Origin of the sequence: Caballeronia sp. LZ033 (assembly GCF_031451265.1) — a bacterium.
In the GTDB taxonomy this organism is placed as follows: domain Bacteria; phylum Pseudomonadota; class Gammaproteobacteria; order Burkholderiales; family Burkholderiaceae; genus Caballeronia.
Map to the genome: position 1 here is coordinate 233150 of NZ_JARUXQ010000002.1, position 17040 is coordinate 250189.

A 17040-nucleotide genomic window follows, 5' to 3' on the forward strand; every position below is an offset into this window, starting at 1 on the left:
ATGAACGACGAACTCGCCTTTCTGTCCGCTACCGACCTGGCGGAAGCGTATCGCCGGAAGCATCTGTCGCCGGTCGAGGTGACGCGGGCCGCGCTGACGCGTATCGAACGGCTCAATCCGCGCATCAACGCGATCTACTGGCTGGCCGCGGACGAAGCCCTCGATGCGGCCCGCGCCTCGGAAGAAAGATGGCGGCGCGGCGCAGCGCTCGGTCCGCTGGACGGCATTCCCACGACGGTGAAGGACGCGTTGCCGGTGGCTGGCATGCCGGGCTATCGCGGATCGGCCTGCACAGCCGACGGCGGCACTACAGCGACGTTCGACGCCCCGTCTGTCGCGCGGTTGCGTGAGTCCGGCGCCATCCTGCTTGGCAAGAACACCATGTGCGACTACGGCATCCTCGCGGGCAGCGTCAGTTCCCGCTTCGGCGTCACGCGCAATCCGTGGAACCTGTCGCGATCGGCGGGCGCGTCGAGTTCCGGCGCCGCGGCGGCGGTGGCAGCGGGCCTGCATCCGCTCGCCCTCGGCACCGACATCGTGGGTTCCATCCGGTTGCCGGCATCCTTCTGCGGACTGGTCGGGCTGAAGCCCTCGTATGGCCGCGTTCCCTACTACCCGCCAGTGAGCCCCGCGCTGGTCGCCGGACCCATGGCGCGAAGCGTGGCGGACGTCGCCCTCATGCTCGACTGCATCGCCCGGCCCGACCGGCGCGACTTCAGCGCGTTGCCGCCTGCGCGACAGTCGTACCGCGAAGCGTCGAAGCAGCCGGCCGAGCACGTCCGCATCCATCTCGTGACCGATCTGGGCTTCGGGCTGAGTCCGGACGCCGAAGTGGTGGAAGCGGTCCGGGCAGCGGCCGGGCGGCTGGAACAAGCGGGCATCGCCTCAATCGAGGAACGGCCCGCCCGCTTCGCGCATGAACAGGTGGAGGCCGCGGAACGCTTCTATCGCGCGCGCTGCTTTGCGGAATTGAACCAGCACGCACCGGAGCGGCAGCCGCTGTCTCCCTTGTTGTACGAATGGACGCGCGCCAGCGCCGGCGAGTCCGCCGAGTCCGTGATCGACGCGATGCAGGCCTTGCTGGCGCTGCGCGAGCAGGCCATGGCGCTGCTCGATGATGCCGACTTCCTGATCCTGCCCGCCACGCCGACCGCTGCATTCGCGGCGGAGCGCGCCGCGCCCGACGAGACACGTTTGTTCGATCCCTGGTGCAACACCTTTCTGTTCAACCTCACGGAACAACCAGCCATATCGGTTCCGTGCGGCAAGACTGTGGACGGCCTTCCGATCGGCATGCAGATCGTCGGCAGGCGTTATGACGATATCGGCGTGCTGCGGCTCGCCAGACTTTTCGAGGATCTCACGGGCCCGTTCGAAGCCTGCCCGGAGCTATGAACACCACGATGACACGCACTGCCATGAGTCTGCGAAGGAGAGTAAATGATGGGCAATGAACACCTCACCGCGCCGAGCATCCAGGACGATTTTCGCGCCTGCTTCCAGCGTCACATGACCACCGTCACCATCGTGACGTCGCAGTTCGGCGGCTTGCGCGCGGGCCTTGCGGCCACGGCCGTGTGTTCGTTGTCGGACTCGCCGCCTTCCATGCTGATCTCGATCAACCACAACGCACGCGCCTGTGAACTGATCCGTGCAAGCGGCGCGTTCTCGGTGAACATGCTCGCCGATTCGCAACTGGACGTCGCCACGGTCTTCTCGCGCTCGGCCAAGAGCGCCGACGAAGCCGAGCAGAAGTTCATCAACGGCGGCGCGTGGGAAGAGCAGGACGGCCTGCCGTGGTTGAGCGGCGCGCTCGCGAATGTGTCCTGCCGCGTGCTGAAGGAAGTGCCCGTTGCGTCGCACTCGGTGTTCATCGGCGAAGTGCAGGGCATCCGGCTGCTCTCGAACGGCAATCCGCTCCTGTACGGATTCCGCGAATTCCACGGCAAAGGCCTGCCCCTGCAACGGGCCGTCTCCGCCTCCGTGGCCCGCTAGCCGCGCCCCTGACGCATCCCCGCGCCATCACACGACATCTCATGAATCACGAACTCGGACCGGAAGCGCAATTCTTCGCTTTTCTGAAGCAGGGAAAGTTCATGCTGCAGCGACACCGCACCAGCCACGACCATGTGTTCTATCCGCGCGCGCTGCATGCCCGCGGCACGATGGACGACTTCGAATGGGTCGAGGCGTCCGGTGACGGCGTGGTCTATTCCTGCACGCACATGCGTCGCCCCGCTGAACGCGGCGGCGACTACACGATTGCACTGATCGATCTGGATGAAGGGCCGCGCATCTTGTCGCGGCTCGTCGATGTCGAGCCGGAGCGCGTTTCCATTGCCATGCCGGTTCGGGCAACCATTCTCACGCGCTCGTGGTCGAGCGCCGAGCCCGATTGTCCTGTCGTGGCGTTCACACCGCTTGCACCGCCCGCACCGTCACAAGGAGACCGCTCGTGATCGATTCCTTGCGCGGCAGTACGGCCATCGTGGGCACGGGCCATTCGGCGCTCGGCAAAGTGCCGGGCTGGAGTTCGCTCGAACTGATGGCCCAGGCCACCCGTGCGGCGCTCGACGATGCCGGCATCACGCTGGATGAAATCGATGGCGTATGCGCGAGCACGCTCTATCACTTCCTGCCTTCGTTGTCCGCCGCGGAGTATCTCGGCATCCGGCCGAAGTGGTCGGGTTCGGAATCCGTCGGCGGCTCATCGTTCATGTCGGACGTGCTGCAGGCGACGCTCGCGATCAACGCGGGCTTGTGCGAAACGGTGCTCATCGCGTACGGCAGCAACGCCCGCTCGAGCGGAAACCTGAACGGTCTGATCGAGACGCCGCGCTTCGAAGCGCTCTACGAACTCCCCGTGCCGATGGCCGGCTACGCCATGGCGACAGCCCGGCACATGCACCAGTACGGCACGACGCGTGAGCAACTGGCCGACGTGGCGGTCTCGGCCCGGCGCTGGGCGCAGCTGAATCCCGAGGCCACCTCGCGCGCGGAGCTCTCGCGGGAAACGGTGCTCGCGGCGCCGATGATCTGCGATCCGCTGACGCGCTACGACTGCTGTCTCGTGTCGGACGGCGGGGCGGCGGTCATCCTGATGTCGGCGGAACGGGCGCGGGCGCGCGGCATGAAGTCCGCCTATGTGCTGGGTGTGGCGGGGGCGCACTGGCATCGCGAGATCTCGCAGATGCCGGACCTGACCCTCACGGCCGCGACGGAAAGCGGTGCACGCGCCTATGCAATGGCAGGCATCACGCCTGAGGAGGTGGATGTGGTCGAGCTGTACGACGCATTCACCATCAACACCATCCTGTTCCTGGAAGACCTGGGCTTTTGCCGGAAAGGCGAAGGCGGCGCGTTCGTCGAGGGCGGGCGGATCGGACCGGGCGGGACATTGCCCGTCAACACGAACGGCGGCGGCCTGTCTTGCGTTCATCCGGGCATGTACGGCCTGTTCTGTCTGATCGAGGCGGCGCGGCAAGTACGAGGCGATGCGCGGGGCTTCCAGGTCGACGGCGCCGAGATCGCGATTGCACACGGTAACGGGGGCACCTTGTCGCATCAGTGCACGACGATCCTCGGCGCCGGGACCACCGTCTGACTTCGAAATGCAACATGGAGACTGAAAAATGAAATTCACATTGCTGGCCATCCCCTTCATGCGGCAGCGGGGCGAGCAAGTCGCGCTCGCGGGACGTGATCCGCAGCGCTTCCAGCACATGATGCACGCGGTGCGCGATCAGATGGTGTTCGCCGAGGAACTCGGCTACGACGGCTTTTGCATGACCGAACATCACTTCCAGGTGGAAGGCGTCGAGGCCACGACCAATCCGTTGATGTGGAATCTCTTCGTCGCGCAGCACACGAAGAAGATGCGCGTCGGGCAGCTGGGCATGAACCTGACGGCCATGAATCCGATCAAGGTCGCGGAAGATATCGCGATGCTCGACCAGATGACGGGCGGCCGTGCCTTCGCGGGCTTCTCGCGCGGCAATACCGCGCGCTGGACCGCGACGATGGGACAGCATCTCAACATCCTGTCGGCGGAATCCGACCGGTCGGAAGCGGACCAGCGCAATCGCCGGGCGCTGTACGAGAACTGGAAGATCGTGAAGTCCTTGTGGATGGACGATCTGACCTCGTTCCAGGGCGAGTTCTGGAAAGTCCCGGAGCCGGTGCCGTGGGAATTCAATCCGACGCGCGACTGGGGCGCGGATGCGGTCGATGGCGAAGGCATCCTGCGCAAGGTCGGGATTACTCCGCGTCCCTTGCAGACGCCGTATCCGCCCATCTACGCGCCGTTCAGCTATTCGGTCGAAACCGCGCGCTTCTGGGGTGCGGAAGGCGGCAAGATGGTGTCGTTCGTGCGGCCCGAGAAAGAGGAGTTCATGCCGATCGTGCTCGACGCCTGTCTGGAAGCCGCGCACACGGCCGGGCGCAACAGCGCGCCGCGCGACGTGCTGGCGATCGGCGGACATCTGGTCATGGGCCGCACCGAAGCTGAAGAGCGTGCAATGAAGGAAGGTTTCATCGAGCTCTTCAACTATGCCTACGATGCGCCTCCCTACCATGTGCCGATGGGCCGCGTGTGGACCGGTTCGCCGCAGGCCGTGCTCGACGACGTCATGCGCCTGCATGAAAAGTACGGAGTAGACGAGTTTTTTGTCTGGCATCACATTAACTACTTCGGCGACGAGCTCGAACGCGGCTCCTTGCAGGCCTTTGCGGACGCAGTCATCGCAAAGGTTCCGAAAGACTGACGGACAGCGGCACACGAAACTCCGCTTGCGGCATCCCGCGCGGAGTCGTCAACCCGGCGCGCATGACGCATGCGCGGCCACGCATTCAAGCCTTGGGAGCAATCGATGAATACGTTCGGGCAACTTGTCCAACGGCACGCGCGGGTGCGCGGCAGTGCGCCTGCTTACGTCGATCACCGACGTCGCACGACCTGGCAGGACATCCATCTGAACAGCGATGCACTCGGGCGCTACATGCGCGAACTGGGTGTGTCGTCGGGCGATCGCGTGGGCATCGTGTCGCCCGACTGCGTCGAAGTCGCCGAGGTCTTCTATGCCTGCGCGAAGATCGGCGCATTGCGCGTGGGACTCAACGGCCGTCTTGCCGCACGGGAACTCGCGCAGCTGGTCGATGACTCGGCGCCGGCCGTGTTGTTCGTCCATGCCCGCTACGGCGCGATGGTCGAAGCCGCGCTTCTCGAGAGCGCGCAGAAGCCGGTTGTCATCGGCATGCACGACGGCCATCCGTTCCTGCTCGACTACACCGAGTGCCTCACGCAGGCCGCGGGCAGCGACCCGCTGCCGCACACGCCGAACGATCACCTGATGATCTGCTACACGACCGGCTCGACGGGCTTGCCCAAGGGCGCCGTGTACCAGCACGAGGCGATGCTGCGCTCGACCCAGGCCATCGCGCTCGCGGAGGGTGCGAACCATGACGATGTCTGGCTGCATGCCATGCCCGCGAGCGGCGTGCCCATCATGCATCTGTTGCGCAATGTCGTGCACGGGTCCAAGACGGTCGTCGTCGGGGACTGGGATCCGGCGGCGGCGCTCGCGCTGATCCAGCAGGAGAAGACCACCATCACCGTGCTCGTGCCGACGATGCTCGCCTCACTGGTGACGTCGGGCCGGGCGTCCGATTTCGACCTGAGCTCGATGCGTCAATGGGGTTACGGCGCCTCGCCCCTGCCGCCCTCGATGGTCCGCGAAGCCGCGCGCGTGCTGGGCGGCAAGCTGCTCCAGATGTACGGGACCACGGAACTGATGGGCATGTCGATGATGCTGTTTCCGTCCGAGCACGAGCTGGCGATCCGGGAGCGTCCGGGCCTGCTGTCATCGGCGGGGCGGCCCTTGCCGTACGTGGACGTGCGTATCGTCGATGACGAGATGCGCGACGTTCCGGCCGGCGAAGTGGGCGAACTGCTGATCCGGACCGAGTTCGTGACCTCGGGCTACTGGAACGCGCCCGAGAAATACGCCGAAGCGGTGAAGGACGGTTGGCTCTGCACGGGCGACATCGCCCGGCAGGATGAAGACGGCTACCTCTACCTGAGCGACCGTGCCAAGTTCCGCATCAAGACCGGCGGCTACAACGTGTTTCCGACCGAGATCGAAAACGTGATTGCCGAGCACGAAGCCGTTCGTGAAGTCTGCGTCGTGGGTTTGCCCGATGAAAAGTGGGGCGACCGCATTCACGCCGTCGTCTCGGTGCGCGCCGGATTCAGCCTCACGCCCGACGACGTGCGCGCGTTCTGCCGCGACAAGATTGCCAGCTTCAAGATACCCAAGACGGTCGAGATCTGGGACGAGATTCCGAAAGGACCGACCGGCAAGATCCAGAAGCGCTCTGTCATCGATTCGTACCTGCAGGCGAGTTGAGTCCTTCTGACTCCGGACGGAGGCGCACCCGCGCGTGTTCCGTCCGGAGGCTTGGATTGCCGGCATTCCGCGCGCCATTATCTTGCTGAACGTATAACAAGTAACGACGCGCTTTCTTTCCGCTTCATTGCAACGGTGCGCGCTGACGCGCAGACGTGCCCGTTGCTTCAAGTCGCCCAACTGGAGACTGTCCAATGACCCGACGGACCCGCCATGCCGCAGACAGCAGCACGCAGTTCACCGATGAAATGAATGACGCGCAGACGGGCCGCCGTCGCGTGCTGAAAGCCGCCGCGGCCGGATTCGTGCTCTCGACGTCGGGCGCGTTGATCCGCAGTGCGGCAGCGCAGAGCCGGACACTGAATATCGCGTCCTACGGGGGCAGTTACGGCGATGCATTGAAAAAGGCGTGGCTCGAACCGTTCGAAAAGGAGACGGGCATCAAGGTGAATCTCGGTGTCAACGCGAGCCTGTCGCTGGCGAAGCTGCAAACCATGAATCCGAATGGTGCCGAATGGGACATCGTTGACTTGACGGGCCCGGAGTTCAGCATCGCGACCCGTCAGGACATGCTTCTGCCGATGGACCCGAAGCAGGTCGATACGAGCCGGCTGCTGCCCGAGTACGTCAAGACCCATGGCTTTGGCTATGCGGCGTATGTGTGGGGCATGGCCTGGGATCGCCGCAAGATCCCCGATGCATCCGCGCCGAAGTCATGGGCCGATTTCTGGAACACGCAAAAGTATCCCGGCAAGCGTTCGCTGATCACCGTGAATACAAACGGACACTCGCTCGAAGCCGCTTTGCAGGCGGACGGCGTGCCGCCGTCGAAGCTCTATCCGCTCGACATTCAACGCGCCTTCAAGAGCCTCGACAAGCTCGGCCGGAACAACATCGTGTGGGCTTCCACCAATCAGGAGCCGGTGCAACGGCTCACGTCGGGCGAGTGCGTGCTCGCCGGCATGTACGTGGGGCGCTCGATCATGGCGAACCGCTCGGGCGCGAACATCGGCTTCACGCTCGACGGCGCGGCGGTCGCGGGAGACTTTCTCGGCGTGATCCGCAATGCCCGCAACAAGCCCGAAGCCTTCGCGCTGCTCAACTACATCGCGACCCATCCCGAACGCGCGGCGGAGTTCACGGCCATCACGTCCTATCCGGTGCCGATCCGGGGAATCGAGGCGCTGCTGCCGGCCAGTGCGGCGGATGTCAAGGCCGTGCTGCCGAGCAATCCTGACGTGCGCGCCAAGGTGTTCTACGAGGAAGACGACTACTGGGCCAGCAATCTGCCCCAGGTTGCCGCGGCCTTCAAGGCGTGGCAGCTGTCGTAGCGAGTGACACGAACCGACCAAGGGAATCTGGCCATGCCTCGACGTTTCAACCTCACCCAGTCACTGATGCTGACGCCGGTCCTGATCCTCTACGGACTGGCCGCGGCCACGCCCATCCTCATGATTGCCCAGTTGAGCTTCAAGAAAGGGCTGGGCACGTTCGGCGACCTGTTCGCTTCGCCGATCTTCCTGCGCATCGCGCAGAACACGCTGGTAATTTCTCTCGAAACGACCCTTGTCGCCGTGCTGCTCGCCTATGCCATCGCGGCGCTGCTCGCGCAGTCGGGCGAGCGTGCGCGGGCGTGGATCATGGCGGCCATCCTGTTGCCGTTCTGGACGGCCGCGCTGATCAAGAACTTCGCGTGGTCCGCGCTGCTGCAGGACAACGGCGTCATCAACCTCGCGCTGATGCACCTCGGGATCGTCTCGCATCCGTTGCCGCTGCTGCATACGCGGCTGGCGGTCGTCATCGGCATGGTGCATTACGTCATTCCGTACGCGGTGTTTCCCATCTACAGCTCGATGCTCGCGATCGATCCGCGCCTGTATCGCGCCGCCAGGAGCCTCGGTGCGCCGGGCTGGCGAACGGTGGTCTCCGTCACGCTGCCTCTGACCCGGCCCGGCCTGTATGCAGGCGGTCTGCTGGTGTTCATCATCTGCCTGGGCTTCTACATCACGCCGGTGCTGCTCGGCAGCCCGCGCGAAATGATGGTCGCGAACCTGGTCGATTTCTACACGCATCAGATCATCGACTTTCCGATGGCGTCCGCGCTGGCCCTGGTGATTCTGGTTGCGACGGCGTTCCTCATCGCGCTCTATCACTCCATTCCGAAGGAAGGTCAGTATGGAAAAATTTGAATTGCACGCGCCGGCCTTCAAGGCGCCGCGCATCGGGCTCTCGGGCCATGCGCTGCTGTTGATCGCGTGCCTGCCGATCTTCGTCTTCCTGCTGGGCCCGATCCTCATCATCGTGCCGATGTCGATGACGAGCGGCGAGATCCTCATGTTTCCGCCGGACGGCTGGTCCGGCCATGCATTCGCGGATCTGCTGCGCGATACGCAATGGGTGGCATCGGCACTGACGTCGTTCAAGGTGGCGCTGCTCGCCACCGTGATCGCCGTGACGGCCGGCACCGGCGGGGCGCTGGCATTGCATCGCAACGATGTGCCCGCAAGGAGCTTCTTCTCCACGCTGATCATGCTGCCCTTGCTCGTGCCGGTGGTCGTGCTCGCGCTCGCGGATTATCTGTTCTCGTCGACGCTGAATCTCGGTTCGAACTGGGTGTCGATTGCGTTCGCGCACAGTGTGGTTGTCACGCCGTATGTGTTCGTCTCGGTGCAGACCTCGCTGGCGGGACTCGACCCCGCGCTGCATCGGGCGGCGCGCAGTCTCGGCGGCACGACAACCGCGCTGCTGGTGGATGTCTACTGGCCCGTCATTCGCACGGGCATGGTCGGCGGTGCGATCTTCGCCTTCATCGGATCCTTTGACGAAGTGGTCATTGCGCTGTTCCTGTCCGGCCCGAATGCCGTGACCCTGCCGGTGCAGATGTTCACCGCGCTGCAATTCGATCTGACGCCGAAGATCGCGGCCGTGTCCACCGTCTTGCTGGCCATCAGTTTCGTCGCGTTGATCGTCAACGGCTACCAGAGCCTCGCTCGGCCGAAGACAGTGCCGCGCTAACGCCCGATCTCTTCACTCTCGTTTCCGGATTCAGTCATGTCTCGATCAGAAATGCCACAGGTCAAACGCGTCACCCTGGAAAATGTCTCGAAGGCGTACGGCAGTTTCAAGGCGGTGAAGGATGTGTCGCTCGCCATCGAACCGGGCGAGTTCGTCACGTTGCTCGGGCCGAGCGGCTCGGGCAAGACATCGACGTTGATGATGGTCGCCGGTTTCGAGTCGCCCAGTTCGGGCGCGATCAAGGTGGACGGCGTCGATGTCGTGCGACGGGCGCCGAAGGATCGCAACTTCGGCATCGTGTTCCAGGGCTATGCGCTGTTTCCGCATCTCAGTGCGCGGCAGAATGTCGAATTCCCGCTGCGCATGCGGGGCGTCGAGAAGTCGCGGAGGCGCTCGATGGCGCTCGAAATGCTTGAGAAGGTCGGTCTTGCGGGCCTCGAGGAAAGGCGTCCGCGCGAGCTGTCCGGCGGACAGCAACAGCGGGTGGCGCTGGCGCGCGCGCTGGTGTTCCAGCCGGATGCCTTGCTGCTCGACGAGCCGCTCGGCGCACTCGACAAGTCGATGCGCGAGCGCATGCAATACGAGATCAAGAGCCTGCAGCGCAAGCTCGGCATATCGGTCCTGTTCGTGACGCACGACCAGGAAGAAGCGATGACCATGTCCGACCGCATCGCGGTGATGAACCATGGCCAGATCGTGCAGATAGGAACGCCGCGCGAGCTCTATGCGTCGCCGCGCACGCCGTTCGTCGCGAGTTTCTTCGGCGAGACGAACCTGCTGTCGTGCGTCGCGGACACGGCCGGAAGCGGCGCCGTGAAAGTGACGCTCGCGTCGGGGTTCAGTTTCCCGGCGGCGTCCGATGTCGAGCGGGCGCAGCTGAGCCGCCACCCGGAAACCTTCGTTTCGATTCGCCCTGAAAAGATCAGCGTGCTCGCCGCTGATGAACGCGCCGAGATCATGGTGGATGCCGTCGTGCGCGAAGTCGCGTTCCTCGGCAAGTTCGTGCGTGTCTGCACGGTGGCATCAGGTGTCGAGATCACGTCGATCATCGGCAACGCGCCCGAGCGCATCAGCAGGCTTGCGGAGGGCGCGTTGATCCGGCTTGGCTGGTCGAGGGAAGACGCGAAAGTGCTCGGCGTGGATGTCGAACCGGGCGACAAGCAAGTGGCGGGAAGCGGTCGCGAGACGCACGACATGAGCGTGCAGTTGCGCGAAGCGGTCTAGAGCACAATCGGGGCGAGGAAATCATGAGAGGGCGTCGATCGAACATGGTGTTGAGCGGGTTTCTCGCGCCGGGCGGCTACGACGCGCGGGCCTGGCGCTTGCCGACGAGCCGGTCGGGAGAGATCGGTACGGTGGGCATCGTGAAGGCCATTGCGCAGCGCTACGAAGCGGCGAAGCTCGATTCCGTGTTCGTCGCGGATATTCCGGGCGCCGACTTCCTGCTGGACGGCGATCTCGCGCTGGGCAGCCCGTATGAATCCATCTCGACGATGGGCGCGCTCGCCGCGGTGACGGAGCGGATCGGGATCATCGGCACGCTTTCGACGACCTTCAATCAGCCGTTCACGATCGCGCGCCAGCTCGCCGCGCTCGACCTGCTGAGCGGAGGACGGGTGGGCTGGAACATCGTGACTTCCACGTTCGGCGCGGACGCGCATGGCATCGCGCTGCCGGCGAAGTCGGACCGCTACCGGCGCGCGGCCGAGTTCGTCGGCCTCGTGCGCGAGCTCTGGTCTGCCTGGAGCGATGACGCCGTCATCAACGACAAGCAGCGCGGGCATTGGCTGCAGCGGGACAAGGTGAAGCCGCTCGACTACGCGGGTGAGTTCTTCAGGGCAAAAGGCGCGCTGAACATACCGCGCTCACCGCAAGGCCATCCGGTACTGGTCCAGGCGGGTCAATCCGCCGAAGGTCTGAACTTCGGCGCCGAATTCGCCGACATCATCTATACGACTCAGCCGGACAAGGACCAGGCCATCCAGTACTACCGCGAGCAAAAGGAACGCGTGGTGCGGTTCGGCCGGGACCCGGATCACGTGAAGGTCCTGCCGGGTCTCATTCCCTACGTTGGCCGCACGGATGCCGAAGCACGCGATCTGTTCGAATCGATCATTGCGTTCATGGATTTCCAGGACTTGCGCGAGCGTTTCCGCGCGATGTTCTCGGTGTCTCTCGATGGCCTCGCGCTCGATCAGCCGGTGCCCGCGGAACGCTTCGACGTGTGGCGGACGCATCCGTCGGGGCCGCGCATTCTCGCCTACAGGACGGTTGCCAGCCAGCCCGGCAGTACGCTGCGCGATCTGCTGATCAACTTCAGCAGCGCCATGGGGCATCTGCTGATCTGCGGGTCGGCGGAAGCGGTCGCGGAGCAGATGATCGCGTGGTTCGAGGCCCGCGCTTGCGATGGCTTCAGCCTCAATGCGCCGACCTTCCCGGATTCCATCGATGCCATCTGCGCGCACCTTGTCCCCGCGCTGCAGGAGAAGGGCTATGCGAGGCGCGCTTATGAAGCGGACACCTTGCGAGGCCATCTGCATCTGCCCCGCCCCAAGGCATGGGACGGGGACGCCTGAGCCGGCTGGCGAAACCTACTTCGCCAGCACCCACTTGCCGTTCTGCACCGTCAGCATGGACGGTGCGTCGGGGCCATAGCCGTTATGGTCGGATGCCGACATCGTGACGAGACCGTTGGTCGTCGCCACGTTTCGAAGGCCTTCCAGCGCGTCGCGCAATGCGCTGCGGAATTCCGGCGTACCCGGCCGCGCAGTCTTGCCCGCAAGGGGAATCGCGGCGTTGAGTTCGAGATACGCGTCCCAGGCATAACCAGCGAATGCGTTCACCTTGTCCGTACCGAACTTGCCTTTCCACAGGGCGGTCAGCGCCATGGCCGGCTGCTTGGCCGGATGCGAGTCCGGCAGATCGGCCGCCACCGTCACCGGCGCGCCGGCGACCAGCGTGCCGTTGACGGCCTTGCCGCCCACGCGGATGAAATCCTCGTTGAGCACGCCGGTGGTCTGATAGACCGGGCCCTTGTAGCCCTTGTCGCGAAGCTCGATCTGCGGTGTCGCGGAGGGCGTGCCGGATGCGGCGATCAGGACCGCATCGGGCTTCGCTGCAATCACCTTGAGCACCTGTGCGACCACCGATGGATCGCGCGAAGAAAAGCGCTCCTGCGCCACGAGCGTGATGCCGGCCGGGCCCGTCGCGGCCTTCAGTTCCTTCAGCCAGCTTTCGCCATAACCGTCGTCGGCGCCAATGAAGGCAACCGTCCTGATGTGCTTGCGCTGCATGTCACGCACGGTGGCGTTCGCGGTCGTCTTGTCGTTGTACGGGGTCTTGAAGACCCAGCGCCGGTTGGGGTCCATCGGCTCGATGATGCTGGAGCCGGCGCCCAGGCTGATCATCGGCGTCTTCGATGCGCCGGCAACTTCGATGTTGGCGAGCGTCGCGGGCGTGGTCGACGAGCCGATGATCACATCGACGTGATCCTGCGTGGTGAAGCGCAGGACGTTCCTGCGAGCCGTGGTCGCGTCCGAGGCGTCATCGAGCACGATGTATTCGACGTCGTAAGCGCCGATCTTCGCCGGCATCAGCAAGAGGGTCTGCTTTTCCGGAATGCCCAGAGAGGCCGCGGGGCCGGTGGAGCTCACCGTGACGCCGACCTTGACCTGAGCCAGGCAAGCCTGCGTGACAATCAGGAAGGACGCGCTTACGCAGGTCTTGAGGTTCATCGTGTGCCTCTTGGAGTCAGGGAAGCCTCGACGCGTTGCAGCGTGTCCAGGGTCTGGTGACAGGCGTGTGCGGCTTCACGTCCCTTGACCTTGAAGTGTTCGAGGAAGAAGGCATGGTGCACATCGCTTTCATGAAAGCGCTGCGGCGTGAGCACGGCGGAAATGACCGGCGTGCCGGTCTGCAACTGAAGCTGCATGAGGCTGTCGATCACGGCGGTCGACACGAATTCATGCCGGTAGATTCCACCATCGACGATCAACCCCGCCGCGACGACGGCATCGAATTCCTCGCTCGCTATGAGTCGCTTGAGACAGAGCGGTATCTCGAACACGCCGGGGACTTCGAAGCAGTGCAGGTCATCGGCCTGATAGCCCAGTTCCAGCATGGTCGAGAGGAAGGCGGCCTTGCAGTTGTCGACGATGTCGCGATGCCAGCAAGCCTGAACGAAAGCGATACGGCGCCGTCGTGAAGTGATCGATGAGGTGTGCGTCATGCCTGTCAGACCGTGTGATTGAGACTTGAGTGGGAACGGGAAACGCTTTTCCGTCAGATGAGCTGCCACTGCTTGAATGCCGCCGCGACCTGGGGCAGGTTATCCACCCACCATTTCGTGTCCTTGAAATGCACCTTGGCGCGGACCATCGGGTCGTCGAGCAGGACTGCCTTGACGTCGGCTGCGTTCGGCGGCAACAGCGACGCAAGGCCTTTGATCGGCACCGGATAAGACGTAATGGCCGTGAATTCGGCCGCGCGCTCCGGATGCGTCGCGATGTAATTGAGCAGCGCGAAGGCTTCGGGCTTGTTGCGTGCATTGCGGATCACGCCGAGATAGTCCATGCCGACATTCGATTGCGTCAATGAAAACCCGATCTGCGCGCCGGCGCGGTTGGCCATGATGGCCCGCCCGACGTACATGCCCGCCAGCGCGCATTCGCCGGAGGTCAGCCGTTGAACCGGCTCCTGATTGCCGGTGGCCCACACGATATTCTCGCGTCCGAGTTTGTCGAAACTGCGAAAGGCGCGCTGCACGTCGAGCGGATACAGCTTCGATTCCGCTACGCCGTCCGCCAGCAGCGCAGCCTCCATGGACGCGCCGTCGTTGTTCACGGCCAGCAGGGAGCGCTTGCCGGGGTAGCGCTTCGTGTCCCAGAACTCCATCCATGACCTGGGCGCGCTTGCGTCCGGGATCTTGCGACGGTCCCACGCCATGCCCCAGATATAGAGCGCATAGCAGAATCCGTGGCTGGCGACATAGTCCGGCAGCATCCTGCTCGTGTCGACGAGTTTCAGATCGAGCGGAGCAAGGACGTTCTGCGCCTGTGCAATGCTGTATTCGGTTGCCGTGAGATCGACGATGTCCCATTCCGCGCCGTTCGGATTCATGGTCTGCAACTTCGCGAGCGACAGGCTTGCGTTGACGCCGAGATTGACCTTGACGCCGGTCTCGCGCTCGAACGGATCGAGCCATGCCTTTCTCAGCGCATCGTTGTAGCTGCCGCCGTAGGACGCGATATTGAGCGTCTTCTGTTGTGCCGACGCAAGCGGCGCCAGACTCGACAAACCGGACAGCAGCGTGCCGGCGCTGGTGGCTTTCAAAATCTTGCGCCGCATCGACGACGCCGCTTCAGACAGTGGAACCCGTCTGGACCTTGCGTTCATGAGACATCCTCCTGTGCGACGAAAGCGCGGTCCGGTTCGTATCCGCCGCCTCGCCGGTTGTTGACAGTGCTTTTGTCCGTGTTAATCTTGTTATACGTTCAACAAAAAAATAACGCAAGCGATGCAGTGCGTGTCGATCAACGAGGCTAACCCGGAGGCGAATTGATGAAGACAGAGATGAAGATAGGCGTGTTGATCCAGCCCTACGGCAATCATCCGGCGGCGTGGCTGGTGGCCGATGCTCCGGATGGAGCCGAGAACGATATCGGTCATTACATCGACGTGGCCCGGACGGCGGAATCCGGTGCGCTGGACTTCGTTTTCTTCGCGGACGTGCCGGCGATCCGCAATGGCAACCTCCATGCGATCAGCAAGTGGCCGCTGTACGCCAACCAGTTCGAGCCGGTCACGTTGCTGGCCGCGCTCTCGGCGGCCACGAGCCGCATTGGTCTGGCGGCCACGGTGTCGACCAGCTTTTACGAGCCCTACAATCTGGCGCGCCAGTTCGCCTCGATCGATCATCTGAGCCGCGGCCGCGCGGCATGGAATGTCGTGACGACCTCGCAGGCGGCCGCGGCGCTGAACTTCGGCGCCGACGCGCGCGCCGGTCACGCGGCACGCTATGAACGGGCGAAGGAGTTCATCGAAGTGGTGAAGGGTCTGTGGGATAGCTGGGATGACGATGCGTTCGTCCACGACCGCGCGACCTCGACGTTCTTCGATCCGGCCAGGCTGCGTCGCCTCGATCACACCGGCAAGCATTTCTCGGTACGCGGTCCGCTGAACATCGCGAGGCCGCCGCAAGGTTATCCGGTCATCGTCCAGGCGGGTGGGTCGGAGGCCGGCAAGGCGCTGGCCGCCGAGACGGCCGAACTGGTCTTCTCGTCCGAAGCCGAGCTCGAACGCGCGCAACGCTTCTATGCCGACCTGAAAGGGCGCCTCGAGGCCTTCGGGCGTTCGCGTGACGACCTGAAGATCGTGAGCGCGCTGAATCCCATCGTAGGCCGCACGCGAAGCGAGGCGGAGGACAAGCTCGCGCGCTTGCAGGAAAAGCTGCATCCCGATGTCGGACGGGAGATTCTTGCGATCGACCTGGACAACATCGATCTGTCGGACCTGTCCGTCGATGCCCCTTTGCCGCTCGACCGCATTCCTGCATCGACGGAAGGCGGCAAGAGTTATCTCGAGTACATTCGCGCGATGTCCGAAGAGGGCACGCTCACGCTGCGCACACTCTACGAAAAATATGCGGTGGCGCGCGGCGGCAAGTTCATCGTGGGCACGGCGGAGGAGATTGCCGACGAGATGCAGGAATGGTTCGGGCAGGGCGCGTGCGACGGCTTCATGCTGGGCATGTCGTCGCTGCCGGACGGTCTTCAGGACTTCGTCACGCTGGTCATTCCGGAGTTGCGCCGGCGCGGTCTTTTCAGGGCCGGCTACAGCGGCTCGACGCTGCGCGAACATCTGGGTCTGCCACGTCCGCGCGTCCAGCAGCGGCGCGGTGCGGCCTGAGGCATCTGCTAATATCTGACGCTGCCTGGAACATGGGCCGCGCAGCCTGTGCGCCGCCCAGCAGTGGGAGAAATCGAATGAGTGTCAAACCCGCGGAAGGTACGCGCTCGCGCGACCCCGAGGCGCGCAAGCGCAAGTTGATTGACGCGGCCATCGTGTCGATCGGCGAGATCGGCTACAACGACGTCACCGTCGATACCATCAGCGAGACTGCGGGCATCTCGCGTGGCTTGATTGGCCACTACTTCAAGGGCAAGGATCAGTTGCTCCTGGAAGCGGTGAAGACGGTCGCCGCGGAGATCGGCGCGAGTACTCGCAAGGCGGTATCGGCGGCGGGTGAAGACGCCGTCGCGCGCCTGTATGCCACGGCGCGTGCGAGCTTCGGCAAGCCGGCCTTTACCGAGGCCCATGCCTGCGTGTGGGCTGCACTGGCCGGCAACGCGGGCTGGTCGCCCGAACTGACACAGCTCTATCACGAGCTATGGACGGGGTATCGCGAGGCGCTCGCACGCTTGTTCGAGCGCGCCGCGCAGACACGCGGCATCGAACTCGACGCGAGGCTGGCCGCACTCACGTTCACGCATTTGATCGAAGGTCTATGGGTGGGCTGGGTTGCCGATTCCACTGAAATCAGCCGGCAGCGCGCCGAGTCGGCCTGCCTGACTTACCTCGACGCCATCTTCAAGCAGCCGTAACGCCGGACGGGGTGCAGCCG

The 17040-nt window shown here is 64.1% G+C and carries 16 protein-coding genes; 13 read left to right on the forward strand and 3 right to left on the reverse strand.

Features of this window, described 5'->3' with window-relative positions; translation table 11 throughout:
* The 11 genes from QCE62_RS16665 to QCE62_RS16715 all read left to right on the forward strand — a co-directional run bounded on the left by QCE62_RS16665 (position 1) and on the right by QCE62_RS16715 (position 11995).
* The gene (locus QCE62_RS16665; RefSeq protein ID WP_309920523.1) at positions 1 to 1395 is read left to right on the forward strand and encodes an amidase; all 1395 of its coding nucleotides are present in this window, start codon (positions 1 to 3) and stop codon (positions 1393 to 1395) included.
* 45 nt (positions 1396 to 1440) lie between these two features.
* Positions 1441 to 1995 carry a flavin reductase family protein gene (locus tag QCE62_RS16670; RefSeq protein ID WP_309920525.1) on the forward strand — a complete coding sequence of 185 codons (555 nt, stop codon included), beginning with the start codon at positions 1441 to 1443 and terminating at the stop codon, positions 1993 to 1995.
* Between the two features lie 41 nt (positions 1996 to 2036).
* Positions 2037 to 2459: an OB-fold domain-containing protein gene (locus tag QCE62_RS16675; protein WP_309920528.1), complete on the forward strand. Its 423-nt coding sequence runs from the start codon at positions 2037 to 2039 to the stop codon at positions 2457 to 2459.
* Complete coding sequence (locus QCE62_RS16680; protein ID WP_309920531.1) at positions 2456 to 3604, forward strand: acetyl-CoA acetyltransferase; 1149 nt, start codon at positions 2456 to 2458, stop codon at positions 3602 to 3604. Before QCE62_RS16675 ends, QCE62_RS16680 begins: the two co-directional genes overlap by 4 nt.
* Positions 3605 to 3632: 28 nt before the next feature.
* Entirely contained in the window at positions 3633 to 4763 is a 1131-nt protein-coding gene (locus QCE62_RS16685) for an LLM class flavin-dependent oxidoreductase (RefSeq protein ID WP_309920533.1), read from the forward strand.
* 105 nt (positions 4764 to 4868) lie between these two features.
* The gene (locus tag QCE62_RS16690) at positions 4869 to 6404 is read left to right on the forward strand and encodes an AMP-binding protein (RefSeq protein ID WP_309920535.1); all 1536 of its coding nucleotides are present in this window, start codon (positions 4869 to 4871) and stop codon (positions 6402 to 6404) included.
* 194 nt (positions 6405 to 6598) lie between these two features.
* On the forward strand, positions 6599 to 7735 hold the full coding sequence (locus QCE62_RS16695; protein ID WP_309920538.1) for an extracellular solute-binding protein: 1137 nt from the start codon (positions 6599 to 6601) through the stop codon (positions 7733 to 7735).
* A gap of 33 nt (positions 7736 to 7768) precedes the next feature.
* On the forward strand, positions 7769 to 8593 hold the full coding sequence (locus QCE62_RS16700; RefSeq protein ID WP_309920540.1) for an ABC transporter permease: 825 nt from the start codon (positions 7769 to 7771) through the stop codon (positions 8591 to 8593).
* Positions 8580 to 9419, forward strand: a complete 840-nt coding sequence (locus QCE62_RS16705) for an ABC transporter permease (RefSeq protein WP_309920543.1) — start codon at positions 8580 to 8582, stop codon at positions 9417 to 9419. The genes QCE62_RS16700 and QCE62_RS16705 overlap by 14 nt, the downstream gene beginning before the upstream one ends.
* 36 nt (positions 9420 to 9455) lie before the next feature.
* Positions 9456 to 10643: an ABC transporter ATP-binding protein gene (locus tag QCE62_RS16710; RefSeq protein WP_309920546.1), complete on the forward strand. Its 1188-nt coding sequence runs from the start codon at positions 9456 to 9458 to the stop codon at positions 10641 to 10643.
* Positions 10644 to 10666: 23 nt separating this feature from the next.
* Entirely contained in the window at positions 10667 to 11995 is a 1329-nt protein-coding gene (locus tag QCE62_RS16715; RefSeq protein WP_309920549.1) for an NtaA/DmoA family FMN-dependent monooxygenase, read from the forward strand.
* A 15-nt stretch (positions 11996 to 12010) separates the two neighbouring features.
* Here the strand turns inward: QCE62_RS16715 and QCE62_RS16720 are convergent, their stop codons facing one another.
* Genes QCE62_RS16720 through QCE62_RS16730 form a run of 3 tightly spaced genes read right to left on the reverse strand, consistent with a single transcriptional unit; the run spans position 12011 to position 14813 of the window.
* The gene (locus QCE62_RS16720; protein ID WP_309920552.1) at positions 12011 to 13153 is read right to left on the reverse strand and encodes an ABC transporter substrate-binding protein; all 1143 of its coding nucleotides are present in this window, start codon (positions 13151 to 13153) and stop codon (positions 12011 to 12013) included.
* A complete protein-coding gene (locus QCE62_RS16725) occupies positions 13150 to 13647 on the reverse strand; it encodes a 6,7-dimethyl-8-ribityllumazine synthase (RefSeq protein ID WP_309920555.1) in 498 nt (165 codons plus the stop codon). Before QCE62_RS16725 ends, QCE62_RS16720 begins: the two co-directional genes overlap by 4 nt.
* Before the next feature lie 53 nt (positions 13648 to 13700).
* Complete coding sequence (locus QCE62_RS16730) at positions 13701 to 14813, reverse strand: extracellular solute-binding protein (protein WP_309920557.1); 1113 nt, start codon at positions 14811 to 14813, stop codon at positions 13701 to 13703.
* Between the two features lie 165 nt (positions 14814 to 14978).
* Here QCE62_RS16730 and QCE62_RS16735 point away from each other — a divergent pair, with 165 nt between their 5' ends.
* Positions 14979 to 16325 carry an LLM class flavin-dependent oxidoreductase gene (locus QCE62_RS16735; RefSeq protein WP_309920561.1) on the forward strand — a complete coding sequence of 449 codons (1347 nt, stop codon included), beginning with the start codon at positions 14979 to 14981 and terminating at the stop codon, positions 16323 to 16325.
* Positions 16326 to 16402: 77 nt separating this feature from the next.
* Positions 16403 to 17020, forward strand: a complete 618-nt coding sequence (locus tag QCE62_RS16740; protein WP_309920564.1) for a TetR family transcriptional regulator C-terminal domain-containing protein — start codon at positions 16403 to 16405, stop codon at positions 17018 to 17020.
* Positions 17021 to 17040 lie beyond the last annotated feature (20 nt).